The organism is Neorhizobium sp. DAR64862/K0K3 (assembly GCF_050500185.1).
GTDB lineage: Bacteria > Pseudomonadota > Alphaproteobacteria > Rhizobiales > Rhizobiaceae > Neorhizobium > Neorhizobium soli.
Window position 1 is genome coordinate 714119 of record NZ_CP191450.1, and the last position, 14272, is coordinate 728390.

Consider the following 14272-nt stretch of genomic DNA (forward strand, 5'->3'; position numbering starts at 1 on the left):
CAAGAATGACCATTGGGGAAGCTCGAACAGATCAAGATAAAGGATCCTCAGAAACTGCGACCCTAGGCGTGGAAATATGATATATTTTCCATGCCCTATGCCATGGGATCGAATTGTCTTGAGACGTGTCAACATCCATGCACTCCTTGCCTATGCGGCCTTCTCCATCACTGACGCTAGTGTAAAGGCCGCCGGCGGCGGCCATTTGTCGGTCTTCCAGATGGCATTCATCGTCAACGTCTTCGCAGCTCTGGCCGTTCTCTTCACCCGCCATCCCGGCGAACGATGGCGCAACTTCTGGCGCACCGCCCATCCTCTTGCCGTGCACGGCCGCGCGATCTGCGGAGTTGTCGCCAGTCTTACAGGTGTCTACGCTTTCACCGCGATCCCGCTGGCGCAGGCCTACGCGCTGGTGTTCATGGCGCCCCTGTTCGTGACCATCATGTCGGCACTGGTGCTGAAGGAGCATGTGGGGATGTGGCGCTGGTCAGCCGTTATTATCGGCTCCATCGGCGTTCTCCTTGTCGTGAAGCCGGGCCACGAGGCATTCGAGGGCGGCCATCTTGCCGCGATATTCACCGGCCTCGGCACTGGCACGGCGGTCATCATTCTTCGGCGCGTTAACGGCAAGGTTAAGACAACGAGTGTTCTGGGAACACTCATCGCCTACCTTCTCCTAGTCAACGCGGGGGTTATGCTCATCCACGGCGCCATCGTGCCGACATTGAAGGAATGCGCCCTGCTGGCGCTTGCCGGCATGTCTTACGGCCTTGGTCAATGGGCCTTCGTGTCGGCCACGCGCCACGGGAACGCTACCCAGATCGCGCCAATGCACTACTCGCAGCTGGCGTGGGCTGTGGTCTTCGGCGCATTGATCTTCGACGAATTTCCCGATGCCGTTGCGCTTGTCGGTATCTCGATCATAATTTTCGCTGGCCTCTTGACGGTCTTGCGCGAGAAAATGCGTGGCACCAGCGGTCCGATCGGTAAGGCTGCAACCGTTGACAACGCCGACCTCGGGCACGATGCCGCGGAAATTTATCCGCCACCCATTCCCAAATAAAATATTTGATATATCATGTATCGTCTATCTGAAGCGCAATAGGGATGGTCGTGCAGACATGATGGGCAAGCCGGTGTTCGGGGTCGTGGCCGACGATCTCACAGGTGGAATGGAAACTGCCGCAATGCTTGTCGCGCACGGCGTCGACTGCGCATTTGTGACCGATCCTGAGGCTGTGGATACAATCGGCGATGTCGACGCTATCGTCGTTGCGCAGAAAACCCGCGTCATTCCGGCGGCACAAGCCGTTGCAAGAACCGAAAGAGCGGCCCGAGCATTGCTTGCGCGCGCCACACGCCAAATCTTCTTCAAGTATTGCGCAACGTTCGACTCGACCGATGACGGAAATATCGGCCCCGTGGCTGACATCCTGATGGCGACCACCGGCGCGCCCTATGCCGCCTTCTGTCCTGCCTCGCCGGCACTGAAGCGTACAGTCTACAACGGGCACCTGTTTCTCGGCAGCCAACTGATTTCGGAATCCCCCAAGCGGCACGATCCACTGACACCAATGACCGATCCGGACCTCGTCCGCGTGCTGCAGCGGCAGACGAAGACCCGAGTCGGGCTACTTGCCCACCCCGCCGTCAGCGAGGGCGGCACGACGCTCCGGCTGGCCGTCGCCGACCAAGCAGCAGAGGGCATCCGCTATTTCATTACCGATACGATCTACGATCGTGATCTCGACGCCATCGCCGAACTGACCTGCGACTGGCCTCTAATGACCGGCAATGCCACAATCGTCCAGCACTATCCGGCGCTGTGGCGACAGAGAGGTCTCCTGACCGGCGAACCGCATACGCGCAGCCTTCAGCCTGTGTCAGGCAAGGGTGTCGTGCTGTCTGGCAGTTGCGCCGAACGGACACTCGAACAGCTCGCCGACTTCGAGCGGTCGCATCCCGTCCTGCGGATCGATCTAACTGACATCGACAGCGCCGAGTCCGCGGTCGATGCAGCCCTCCGTTGGGCGCTGCCAAAACTCGAGACCGGCCCAGTCGGACTGTCGACATCCGCCGCGCCAGAGGCCGTTGCCGCTGCGCAGGCGCGGTACGGCAGGGATGGCGCTGCGGCGCTTGGCGAAAAGATCGTCGGCGACCTTGCCGTCGCCTTCCATGGCGCCGGCGTGCGGCGGTTCGTCGTCGCCGGTGGAGAAACGTCCGGGTCCGTCGTCGAGCGCCTCGGCATCCGCGGCCTGAATGTCGGTCCCTATGGCGGCCCGGGCGTCGGCACGGCAACCACGAACGGTGACGAGCCCGTCGCTTTCTGCCTGAAGTCCGGCAAACTCGGCCCTGTCGACCTTTTCACCCGGGCGCTGGCGTCCATGAAGAACCCGGAGTAAATCGTATGAACGAGATGGACCTGCGAAAGACGATGCTCGACCTCGTCGCGAAGCTGGAAGTCAAGGGCTTTAATCACGGTTCGAGCGGCAATGTTAGCTGCCGCATCGGCGACGACATGCTGGTCACACCGACCGGTGGCAACAGCAGCAACATGACCGTGGAGCAACTGGTGCGGCTGGACCGGAATGGCGACAACGTCGGCAATGGCATCCCGTCCAGCGAATGGCATATGCATCAGGCAATTCTCCAAGCCTATCCGCATGTCCAGGCGATAATTCATACCCATGCGGACTGCTGCGTGGCGCTCTCCTGCCTCGCCAGGCCAATCCCTGCATTTCACTACATGATCGCCAGCTTCGGCGGCACGGACGTGCCATGCGCACCCTACGCCACGTTCGGCACGAAAGCGCTGGCGGATGGCGCCGTCGCGGCGCTGAAGGACCGGAAGGCGTGCCTTCTCGCCAATCATGGCATGATCGTTGCCGCCCCTTCCTTGCAGCAGGCCTTCGACCTGACGGTGAAGCTCGAGACGCTTGCCCGCCAGTACATTCTCGCCCGTCAGGCCGGCGAGCCTGCAATCATTCCCGACGACGAGATCGTACGGGTTCTGGAACGCTACAAGGGCTACGGCCGCAGCCGGTTGCCCGGCTGATCGTAAGGGGAGGATGCACCATGGAGATCACCGGCACCTCTAAGATCATGTTCGTACTTGCCGATCCCGTGGACCACGTCCGCGCCAGCGCCGTGCTGAATGCCTATTTCGCCGAGAGCGGCGAGGACCTCGCGACATCGCCGCTTGCCGTTCGCCCGCGGGACCTCGGCACCGTCGTCGACGCGATCCGCTGCATGGGCAACGTCGTCGGCTTCGGCGTCACTATCCCGCACAAGGTGGCGATCATGCCGCTGCTAAATGAGGTCACCAACCGGGCCCGGATGATTGGCGCCGTGAACTTCGTCCGGCGAAGCCGTGACGGCTGGCTGGTTGGCGACAATCTCGATGCACCAGGCTTTCTTGCCGGCCTCGACGCCCACGGATGCTCCGTCGAAGGCAAACGGGTTCTGCAACTCGGCGCGGGCGGTGCCGGCCGCGCCACGGCAATGGCAATTGCAGAAGCCGGCGCTGCGGAACTGCGGATCTCCAATCGTGACGAAGCGCGCGGCCACGCTCTCGCCGACGCGGTACAGGCCCTGTTCCCGGCAACAAGGGTATCGGCCGGACCCGCTCCGCCGGAAGACTTTGATCTGATCGTCAATACAACGCCACTCGGAATGAAGCCTGGGGATGCGGTCCCGGCAGAGATCGGCGGCATCGCCAGTTCTACTGTGGTTTACGACATCATCGTCAATCCGCCAGTGACCAGGCTGATGGATGCGGCCTGCGCGCGCGGTGCCGTCACCATCGGCGGAAAAGCCATGCTCGACGCGCAAATGGCCCTTGTCGCAACATTCATTAAGCAGTAGCATTCCGATATATCAAATATCGAACGGAGTTCGCCACGTATAGGTACAATACTAATCGCATTCTGAAGGGTCTCGCGCCCTGAGCCAAGCCAAACAAAAAAAGTGGGAACAGGCTTCATTGACTATGGCAACAAACAGAGCACCGGCGGCTGGCGCGTCTATCCGCATAAGTCGTCTTGAGAAGCGCTTCGGGAGCGTCTTCGCCGTCAACGGCGTCGACATCGAAATCGCTGCAGGAGAATTTTTGGCGCTGCTCGGACCAAGCGGCTCCGGCAAGACGACGATCCTGATGAGTGTGGCGGGTTTCGAGTTTCCCACGAGCGGAAACATTGTCGTCGATGAGGAAGACCTCACCTATCTCCCCGCGAACAAGCGCAACCTGGGAATGGTATTCCAGAACTACACGCTGTTTCCGCACGTGTCCATTTTGGACAACGTTGCCTTTCCCCTAAAGATGCGTGGCATGGCGAAAGCCGAGCGACACGCCAAGGCTGAAGAAGCGCTCGCCACCGTACGCCTCGCCGGTTACGGGGAGCGCTTTCCAAACCAGTTGTCCGGCGGCCAGCAGCAGCGGATCGCGCTGGCTCGGGCAATCGTCTATCGCCCCCGTGTCCTGCTGATGGACGAGCCTTTAAGCGCTCTCGACAAGAACCTTCGCGAGGATATGCAGCTTGAAATCAAGCGCCTGCATGCCGAGCTCGGCATTACCGTGATCTTTGTCACCCACGACCAGAGCGAAGCGCTCACCATGGCGGACCGGGTCGCGGTGCTGAAGGACGGCAAGATCCAGCAGATCGGACCGTCGCGCGAGCTTTATGAGCGTCCAGCCAATCTCTTCACCGCCGGATTTATCGGCGAGATGAACTTCATCAACGTCACGGTGGAAAGCATCGTCGACACGATGACGGTCCTGCTGCCGTCGGGCGAACGCTGGACCGTTCCGGCCGCTGCGGCCGTCGACACAATGCAGACTGGCCAGAAAGCCGTTCTCGGCTTCAGGCCCGAGCGCTTGGCTCTCGGCACCGGTGTTTCCGATTACTCGCTGCAAGTCACCCTGTCTGACGTCGTCTATGCGGGGGCCGCCCTGCTGCTGATTGGCACATTGCCCGACGGAACGGAAATCCGCGCTCGCCTTCCCGGCGCTTCCGATCTCGCCGCACTGACACGCGGCGCGACAGCGACCTTCAGCGTTCCGAAAGAAGCGATCCTGCTCTATGCCGAGGGGACAAAGTGACCAGTCGCACCCGATCCCAGTTCTGGCATTCTGACGGTCGACGCCTCAGCGGACTGGCAACGCTGCTGCTGCTGGCGCCGTTCTTCGCCATCATCGCATTCGTCTTCCTCTACCCAATCGCCCAGCTTCTTTACATCAGCTTCATGGAACCGGCCCCAACACTCGATAACTACGCACGGGTCGTCACAAATCCGGTCTATGCGCGAGTACTGATGCGGACCGTGTGGACTGCTGTGCTGGTAACCGGCCTTGCCATCTTGCTCGGCTTCCCGGTCGCCTACTTTATGAGCCGCGCCCGCGGCACCACGGCTGCCCTGGTCGGCGCCTGCGTCATTCTACCCCTGTGGTCGAGCGTGCTGGTGCGTACTGCTGCGTGGTCGTTCCTCTTCCAGCGTGAAGGCTTAGTGAATTCCGGCCTGATCGCTGTCGGCATCACATCAGAGCCGCTGAAGCTTCTCTACACGCAAGGAGCGGTCGTTGTGGCGATGACTCACGTGCTCCTGCCGTTCATGATCCTGCCGATCTTCGGATCCCTGCGCGCCATTCCCAACGACTATCTACGCGCCGCAGCAGTTCTGGGCGCGTCGCGGTTCGCCACCTTCCGAGAAGTGATCCTGCCACTCAGCCTGCCGGGCATCGCCAGCGGCTCGCTGCTGGTATTCCTGACCGCACTTGGCTTCTTCATCACACCGGCACTGCTCGGATCGCCGCAGGAACTGATGATCGCCACACTTGTCTCGCAGCAAATTCGCGAGGTCCTGGACTGGCCGTTCGCCTCGGCACTCGTCGGCGTCCTGACGCTGTTCGTTACCCTGCTCGCAATCATCTTCAGCAAGACGCTCCGGTTCGATCGTTTGATGGGGGCGCAATCATGAAACCACCCGTCGACAAAGGCTCGCTGGCTCTCGGCGCATATGTCTACGCCGTTCTCGCCTTCATCATCATTCCGCTGGTCATTGTCATCCCGATGTCCTTTGGCACAAGCGACTACCTGGAGTTCCCTCCACGCGGCTTTACGCTGAAATGGTACGAGGAATTTTTCGCCAGCCGCCAATGGCGCAACGCCATGTGGCTCAGCGTGCAGGTTGCCTTCCTCACCGCGATCTCGGCGTCGGTCATCGGCACCGCGGCGACGTACGCCATGGTCCGCGGAAGGAGCAGTCTCGCGACGCTCTTCCAGATCCTGCTGATCGGCCCGATCATTGTCCCGCACATCGCGCTGGCGGTCGGTCTCTACCTGTTCTTCCAGTCGATCGGGCTGTCCGGGACGGTTCCAGGCTTTGTGCTTGCCCACACCATCCTGGCGCTTCCCTTCGTCGTGTTCACAACCGCCTCTGCACTTGGGAAGGTGGATGCGAACCTGGAAGCGGCGGCGATGAGCTGCGGTGCGAGCCGTTTCAACGCTTTCCGTTTGATTACGCTTCCCCTCATTCTGCCGAACGTGGTGAGCGGCGCGCTGTTTGCCTTCATCATCTCCTTCGATGAACCGGTCGTTTCCTTCTTCCTGTCCGGTGTCCGCTACAAAACCCTTCCGCGACGGATGTTCGAAGACATCGAGCAAAACCTGACCCCCATCATTCCGGCGATCGCCACGCTGCTGATCGTCCTCTCCATAATAATACTCGCCGTCGCCTTTCTCATGAGGTCGCGAGCCAAAACCTGACTGGGAACCACGCGTAAAACTGAAAAACAAGAGGAGAACCATCATGCCGATACAGAACTGGAAATGGACCACCGCAGCGATCACAATCGCCGCAGGAATAGCCGCCACGACGCCCGCCGTCGCGCAGGAACTGGAGGAGCAGCTGGTCATCGCCACGACAGGCGGCCTGATGGGCAATTCGCTTGCCAAGTATTTCTACGAACCGTTCGCCGAGGCCAAGGACGTTGAAGTGGTGCCCGTCGCCATCGAGGTTCCCGACCAGTGGGCGCGTGCGGAAGCGATGACGCGCACAGGAAACGTCGAATTCGATATCGTCACTGCCACCGGCCCCGATCTCGTCGCGCGCACTAACATGCTCGAGAAGATTGACTGTAGCCAGCTTCCCAGCGTGCAGAAATTCGGCGTTGCGGATGCTTGCACGCCCTACGGCGTCGCCCGGACCACCGGTGGCATGCTGATCAACTACAATACCGACGTGTTCAAGGACAAGGCGCCGAAGACCTGGGCGGATTTCTGGAACGTCAAGGATTTTCCCGGCCCGCGCGGCCTGCCTGACACCGGCGATCGCGACTGGTGGGTTCCCGTCGCAGCACTTTTGGCGGACGGAGTGAAACAGACCGAACTCTTCCCGCTCGATCTCGACCGCGCGTATAAAAAGCTCGATGAAATCAGGCCGCATGTCGCGGTCTGGTGGAAGACCGGCGACCAGGTGCAGCAGATCATGCGCAACAAGGAAGTCGTGATGACCATGAGCTACTCCGGCCGCGCGCTGGCAGTGGTCAAGGAAGGCGCGCCGGTTGCCATGTCCTGGGACGGAGCTATCCGCGACACAGGCTATATGGCGATCCTCAAGGGTGCGCCCGACAAGAATGCCGCGCTCGCCTATCTCGACTACTTCTATGCCAATTCCGAAGCGCATGTGCCTTTCATGCGTGACGTGAACTACGCGACCGGCAGCAAGACCGTCTACGACCAGCTGAAGCCGGAGGAAGCCAAGCTCTTCGCGACGTCGCCGGAGAACTACGAGAAGCTGGTGAAACCCGACTTCGAATGGATCGGCGCCCATCGCGACGAACTGCGTCAGCGCTGGACAGCCTGGCTGACCCGCTAATCACTTTAAAACGGTCAGTCACAACTGCTCCTCATCGCCTTCTCCCCGTTCTGTGGGGGGAAGGCCCAAAATGCCGATAAGCAAATACATACGACTGCAACGACAGGACGATTTCCATGGATCACACCAGTGACCCGAACGCGCTGCGCTATGTCATCGACCCGCAACGGCTCGATCTGGTGGAGGAGTTCCGCGACAGCCCGCTAGGCGTGCATGGGGCCGAACTTCGCAAGATGCTGGCCAAGATGCGCTGGGGCAAAGCCCAGGGTCGTCTCGTGCTGGTCGTGCTGGAGGCCGGGAAGGCCTGGCGCCTCTCGCGCATTCCCGAGCGGCGCGGCGATCCGATGCCTTTCGTCGACGAGCGCATCTTCACCTCGCTGGCCGAGGCGGAATGGCATGTCTTCAAGATCCGCTGGCAGGCCATGACGGGTGCAACATTACCCCCGGAGTATCAAGGTGATCTATAAGACCAACGAGTATCTCGGCTACCCCGACCGCATCAGCGTTCCGGCTGGAGAAACCGTCAAGTTCCAGCTGTCGAGCAAGCGAGACGCCGTTAAGGTCGAAGTCATGCGCCTTCGCTGCGGTGACGTCGACGTCAACGGACCGGGTTTCAAATACGACCTGATGAACAGCACCATCGATGGCGTCCATACCTGCCTCGACCAAGAAATTCGCCCCGGCTCTTGCGCGGTGATACATCACGGTGGCGCACTTGTTCCGAGCGGCGACGCATGGTCTTTCGGCTGCTACATTTATCCGACCCGCATCGCCGACAACGCCCGCGGTATCATGGGCAGCTGGTGCGAAAGCACAGCCGAGGGATATGCGCTCGAACTCGATGTCGAGGGCCATCCCGTTCTGCGCATCGGAAGCCTTAGCCTGACCCTCGACGTCAAGGCGCGCGAGCGTGTCTGGTCCTTCATCTCCGCAACTCTCGACTTCGCAAAGAAGACTGCAACGCTGTCGCTGATCGTGCCTGCCGACGGCACGCGTCCGGCTGTTGCCCACGCCGAGACTTTCGACCTTTCCGACATGTCGGCACTCGACAGCGGCCTGGATTTTCTGATCGCAGCGCATCATCTGGACGGCGCGAAACGTTACACTGCCCACTTCGACGGCAAGATCGAGGCGCCGCGAGTCGTGTCGCTGGCGCTGAGTGCCGAAGCGCTGAGGGTTTACGACTGCCAGCCTCGCACCGGCTCTACCGCACCCGGTCTTGTCGCCTCCTGGGATTTCGGCGACGGTATCACCTCGCTCGACGTGAAGGATCTTTCCGCCAACTGCCTGCACGGGCGTCTGCACCAGTTGCCCCGCCGCGGCGTCACGGGCTTCTTCTGGTCCGGTGCGGTTCATGACTTCCGGCTTGCGCCGCGCGAATACGCCGCCATCCATTTTCACAGCGATGACATCTACGACTGCCAGTGGCAGACGACCTTCTCTCTCGATGTGCCCGAGGAGTGGCGAACCGGCGTCTATGCGCTGCGGCTGACGCCGGCCGGCGACGAACCGGAGCCGGACTGCGAGAGCTATGTGACGTTCTTCGTCACACCCGGCAAGAAGACGAAGCGGGCCGACCTCGTGGTCGTGCTTTCGGTTGCCACCTATCTGGCCTATGCCAACAGCGCGCTGCGTCTCTATCAGGTGCATTTCGAGACGCTGATGGAGCACGTGCTGTGGCTGCCGCTGGACGATGTCTACATGCAGGAGCATCCTCAGATCGGCCAGTCTACCTATGACAGCCATGTCGATGGATCCGGCCGCGCCTATTCGTCCTGGCTCCGTCCGGTGCTCAGCATGCGGCCGCGCGGCTACTGGTTCAACCTGATCAACGACACCCATATTCTCGACTGGCTCGAGGAGAAGGGCATCGCCTACGACGTCATCACCGATATCGAGCTGGACCGCGAGGGTGCCCGGGCGCTCAAACCGTACCGGGCGATGATGACGCCGACGCATGCCGAATACTACTCTTTCAACATGATGAACGGCATCATGGAGTACCAGAATGCAGGCGGTCGCCACGTCTCGATGGGCGGCAATGCCTTCTACTGGCGATGCGGCTTTCATCCCGCGGCTCCGGCGGCGCTCGAAGTGCGCCGCGGCATGGCGGGTACGCGCACCTGGGAGTCCGAGCCGGGCGAAGTGCATCTGGCAGGTACCGGCGAACCGGGTGCACTCTGGCGGCACAGCGGCTTTGCGCCACAAAAACTGGTCGGCACGGGCTTCTCGGCCATGATCAACGACACCTGCACCTACTATGTGCGCATGCCCGACAGTGAGGATCCGCGAGCGGCCTTCATCTTCGAAGGCACCGGCAGACACGAAAAATTCGGCGATTTCGGCTTCCGCTATGGCGGCGCCGTCGGCAGCGAGATCGACCGTCTCGACTACGAGCTCGGGACGCCGCGCCACGCGCTGCTGCTTGCAACCTCCGAAGGTCTCGGCGCCGGCGCACTTCCGACACCGGAGGAGTTCCGAACCATGGTCGACGGGCTCGACGGCACCCAGAACGCACTTGTCCGCGCCGACATGGTGTTCTTCGAGACAGCCAATGGCGGGGCGGTCTTCGCTTCGGGCTCGATCACGTTCGGCATGTCGCTGGGCTACAACAACTACGACAACAATATCAGTGCCATCACGCTCAACGTCGTGAAGCGGTTCCTCGACCCGGAACCGTTCGTCCTGCCGAGTTTGGCATAGGCGGAAATGCCAGGTCGCACATGCCAGTGCGGCCTTTCGAACCCGGCGGCATCGACCGCAAATATCGCAAGAGACCTTTACCAATGGCAGACAGACCGGAATTCCAATCGCCTGAACTCGGCACCATGAATGTTGCGCCCCGCAAGGTGCGGCCAATGTATGCCGACGATCACTGGAACAGCCAGCCATGGTACGAAGCGCCGCGCGAAGATCCCGATATTCCCGAGGTCTATACCTACACAGATGCGATCTCCTACGATCCGGGCGACGAGGTCACCTTCCACTCGACCTCGACTGCCAAGACATGGCGCATGCAGATCTATCGTGACGGTTTGCACCCGGAGACGGTGCATGAGGTCGAGGCAATCAACGGCGTATTTTCGTCAACACCCAAGGATGCCTACCGTAACGGCTGCAACTGGCCGGTCAGCCATCAGTGGACGCTTCCGGTCGACCTCAAGTCTGGCTTCTACAGGGTCGTCTCGACCTGCGAGAGGCCGAACGGCATCAAGTTCGTCCAGCATCACTTCTTTGTCGTGCGCCCCACGGACAAAACCCGCCGCGCCAAGATCCTGATGGTCCTGCCTACCGGCACCTGGACGTCCTATAATGACTTTGGCGGTGCTAACCACTATTTCGGCGTCGAGGGCGAAAAGCAGGACCAGCCCTCGCCCGTCCTCTCGCTGGAACGGCCCTGGACGCGCGGGATCGTCTGGCTACCAGCGGGTGCCCCGCGCATCTGCGCCGATCCCGCGCCGGAAATGGGTGATGCACCGCGATACGCGATGAAGGAATGGGCCTACGCCAACGGCTTCGGCCAGTATTATGCGGCCGCCGGATGGGCGCAATTCGACCGTCACTTCGTGCTTTGGGCCGAAAAGGAGGGGTTCGAGCTGGACATGATTACCCAGACCGACCTGCACTACCGACCGGAACTGCTCGACGCCTATCCTTGCGTCACAATTATCGGTCATGACGAATACTGGACCTGGGAGATGCGCGAGACGATTGAGCGCTATGTCGAAGGCGGTGGACACCTCGCTCGCTTCGGCGCCAACTTCCTCTGGCAGATCCGGCTTGAGGAGGATGGCAAACGCCAGATCTGCCACAAATTCAAAGCAAGCCAGAAGGACCCGGTCGCCGGCACGGACAAGGCGCACCTGCTCACCAGCGCCTGGGAAGACCACACCGTGAAGTGGCCAGGCGCCTCCACCGTCGGCGTCAACGGTGCGCACGGGATGTACGCATCTTGGGGTGGTTTCGCCCCGAACGGCCAGAAAGGCATGACCGTTTACCGACCGACCCACTGGGCATTTGCGGGGACCGGACTGCACTATGCCGACATCTTCGGCGACAAGCAGCATATCTTCGCCTACGAGGTGGACGGGCTGGACTACACGTTCCGCCACGGCCTCCCCTACCCCGTCGAGGTCGAGGGCCAACCCGACACGATCGAGATCCTTGCCATGTCGCCGGCGGTACTCGCCGAAGACGAGCCCGAAGGCGAAGGCTTCCGCTACTATGTGCGCGGCAGCGACCACGAGGGCCTTGTCGAATGCGTGACCGGCGAAGTAACGCCAGAGGGGCTCGCCAAATACAAATACGGTTCCGGCATGATGGTGCACATGACCCGCGGCAAAGGCGAGGTGTTGACCGCTGCCACCTGTGAATGGGTCATGGGCCTGAAGCGTGGCGATCCCTTTACTCAGCGCATCACCCGCAACATCCTCGACCGGTTCACGGCTGGCTGAACCGCACCGAGGGAGGTCCGCAACAATGTCAGAAATGAACGATGGCTTGGGAGGGCCTAGCCTATGAACAGTGCCATCAGCCGCGAACGGCAGCCTGCAGTCCGCATACGCGATGCAGCTGAACTTGCGCGCATCGCCCTGTCCCTCCGGCGCGACGTGATCGATCTCGTGGCGCCAACGGGCCAGGGTTACGTCCAGCAGGGGCTTGGTGCAGCCGATCTCTTTGCCGTCCTGTATTTCGCCGAAATGCGGCTCGACCCGACCGACCCGCGATGGCCGGATCGCGACCGCTTTCTTCTCTCGACGGCGCATAACACTGCGATCTTTTACGCGACGCTTGCTGCGCGCGGGCTCGTCGACCGAAATCTGGTGCGCGACTACTGCAAGGACGGCTCCGTATTCGAGGTCAACGCGTCGGAGCGGGTCGGCACGGCGATCGAAGCAACGCTTGGCTCGCTCGGACAAGGCCTTTCGGTTGGCATCGGCATGGCGCTGGCAGCACGGCGCAGGAAGTCGGACAGCCGCATCTATGTGGTGCTTGGCGACGGCGAATTGCAGGAGGGCCAGCTCTGGGAGGCTGCCCTCTACGCTGGCAGCGCCGGTCTCTCCAATCTCTGTCTGATCATCGACTACAATAGCATGCAGGTCGAAGGTCACATCGACAAGGTAGTATCGGTTGAGCCCGTTGCCGAGAAGTTCAAGGCATTCGGATGGGCATCCGAGAACATCGACGGACACGATATTCCGGCATTGCTAACGGCGCTCGATCAAGCCCGTGGTCGGGACAGGCCGACCTGCCTCGTGGCCACAACGATTGCCGGCAAGGGCGTGCCTTCGCTCGAAGGGATCCTCGCACACAATCTGAAACTGCCAGCCGACGTCGCCGAGGAAGCGCTGGTCGCACTTGCTGACGCAAAGGAGCGAACATGAGCCAGAGCAAAGATCGCGGATCGCTGGAAGTCCTGGACTTCAACGTGCGTGGTGCGTCTGCGGCAACTGCACGGAAACACTACGGCGAAGCGCTATTGCAGGCCGCACGCGACGACGAACGGATTGTATGCCTGACGGCGGATCTGACACTTCCAACGGAGACGGACCTGTTTCGGGATCAATTGCCGGAGCGCTTTCACCAGGTCGGCATCGCCGAAGCCAATATGATCGGCATTGCCGGGGGCTTGGCCCGGTCCGGCGAAATCCCATTCGTTCACAGCTTTTGCGTCTTTGTCACCCGTCGCTGCTACGACCAGGTGGCGATGCAAGTCGCCTATCCACGCGCCAACGTGAAGATCGTCGGCGTCATTCCCGGATTGACGACACTGCTTGGTGTATCCCATCAGGCGATCGACGATATTGCCCTGATGCGCGCTTTGCCGAACATGACGGTAATCGAACCGAGCAGCCCGGACCAAGTACGTGCATCGGTCGCCGCGATCGCCAAGTATGACGGTCCCGTCTACCTTCGGCTAAAGCGCACCGACGGGACGGAAAGAGCCGGTGAAACCGCGTCCGAATTCACCATCGGGAAGATGCGGGTGCTGCGCGAGGGCAGACAGGGTCTGATTGTCGCCTGCGGCATGATGGTCGACATCGCACTGTCGGCCGCTGACGAACTGAGCCGCGAGGGCGTCGAAATGACGATCGTCGACATGTCGACGATCAAGCCGCTCGATCCCGACTTGATCGACCTCGCCCGACGGATGCCGCTCGTGGTTACGGCGGAGAATCACTCGATCATCGGCGGGCTCGGCAGCGCGGTGGCGGAGATGCTGATGGAGAACGACGTGTCGTCGAAATTCCGCCGGATCGGCGTCCGCGACACGTTTGCGGAAGGCGGCACCACGCCATTTCTCTTCGAGAAATATGGACTATCCGCAAATGCCCTAGCCGCGACGGTGCGGCAGACCCTAGCGCAGCAGGAGCGATAACAGGCGCTACAAACTTTGCAG

13 protein-coding genes are annotated in these 14272 nt (G+C 61.1%); all 13 read left to right on the plus strand.

Translation table 11 applies throughout. From position 1 onward, the window contains the following. The first annotated feature begins 118 nt into the window (after positions 1-118). The 13 genes from ACQY1L_RS20090 to ACQY1L_RS20150 all read left to right on the plus strand — a co-directional run bounded on the left by ACQY1L_RS20090 (position 119) and on the right by ACQY1L_RS20150 (position 14251). A complete protein-coding gene (locus tag ACQY1L_RS20090) occupies positions 119-1063 on the plus strand; it encodes a DMT family transporter (RefSeq protein ID WP_430245833.1) in 945 nt (314 codons plus the stop codon). A 58-nt stretch (positions 1064-1121) separates the two neighbouring features. Continuing rightward, entirely contained in the window at positions 1122-2402 is a 1281-nt protein-coding gene (otnK, locus tag ACQY1L_RS20095) for a 3-oxo-tetronate kinase (RefSeq protein ID WP_430245835.1), read from the plus strand. Positions 2403-2407: 5 nt separating this feature from the next. Beyond that, entirely contained in the window at positions 2408-3055 is a 648-nt protein-coding gene (locus tag ACQY1L_RS20100) for a class II aldolase/adducin family protein (protein WP_062577786.1), read from the plus strand. A gap of 20 nt (positions 3056-3075) precedes the next feature. Then, positions 3076-3864 (plus strand): shikimate dehydrogenase family protein, encoded by a 789-nt coding sequence (locus tag ACQY1L_RS20105; RefSeq protein WP_062577784.1) that lies wholly within the window; start codon positions 3076-3078, stop codon positions 3862-3864. A gap of 124 nt (positions 3865-3988) precedes the next feature. Then, positions 3989-5098: an ABC transporter ATP-binding protein gene (locus ACQY1L_RS20110; RefSeq protein WP_430245837.1), complete on the plus strand. Its 1110-nt coding sequence runs from the start codon at positions 3989-3991 to the stop codon at positions 5096-5098. Positions 5099-5151: 53 nt separating this feature from the next. Beyond that, positions 5152-5973, plus strand: a complete 822-nt coding sequence (locus ACQY1L_RS20115; protein WP_062578383.1) for an ABC transporter permease — start codon at positions 5152-5154, stop codon at positions 5971-5973. Next, the gene (locus ACQY1L_RS20120; protein WP_192078362.1) at positions 5970-6761 is read left to right on the plus strand and encodes an ABC transporter permease; all 792 of its coding nucleotides are present in this window, start codon (positions 5970-5972) and stop codon (positions 6759-6761) included. Before ACQY1L_RS20115 ends, ACQY1L_RS20120 begins: the two co-directional genes overlap by 4 nt. Positions 6762-6804: 43 nt before the next feature. Next, positions 6805-7872: an extracellular solute-binding protein gene (locus tag ACQY1L_RS20125; RefSeq protein WP_430245839.1), complete on the plus strand. Its 1068-nt coding sequence runs from the start codon at positions 6805-6807 to the stop codon at positions 7870-7872. Between the two features lie 116 nt (positions 7873-7988). Next, on the plus strand, positions 7989-8339 hold the full coding sequence (locus ACQY1L_RS20130) for a hypothetical protein (protein WP_062577779.1): 351 nt from the start codon (positions 7989-7991) through the stop codon (positions 8337-8339). Continuing rightward, the gene (locus ACQY1L_RS20135) at positions 8329-10575 is read left to right on the plus strand and encodes a N,N-dimethylformamidase beta subunit family domain-containing protein (protein WP_430245841.1); all 2247 of its coding nucleotides are present in this window, start codon (positions 8329-8331) and stop codon (positions 10573-10575) included. The genes ACQY1L_RS20130 and ACQY1L_RS20135 overlap by 11 nt, the downstream gene beginning before the upstream one ends. Before the next feature lie 83 nt (positions 10576-10658). Next, the gene (locus tag ACQY1L_RS20140; protein WP_430245843.1) at positions 10659-12326 is read left to right on the plus strand and encodes a N,N-dimethylformamidase beta subunit family domain-containing protein; all 1668 of its coding nucleotides are present in this window, start codon (positions 10659-10661) and stop codon (positions 12324-12326) included. A 63-nt stretch (positions 12327-12389) separates the two neighbouring features. Next, a complete protein-coding gene (locus ACQY1L_RS20145) occupies positions 12390-13256 on the plus strand; it encodes a transketolase (RefSeq protein WP_430245845.1) in 867 nt (288 codons plus the stop codon). Continuing rightward, positions 13253-14251, plus strand: a complete 999-nt coding sequence (locus tag ACQY1L_RS20150; protein ID WP_430245847.1) for a transketolase family protein — start codon at positions 13253-13255, stop codon at positions 14249-14251. Before ACQY1L_RS20145 ends, ACQY1L_RS20150 begins: the two co-directional genes overlap by 4 nt. Positions 14252-14272: the final 21 nt, after the last annotated feature.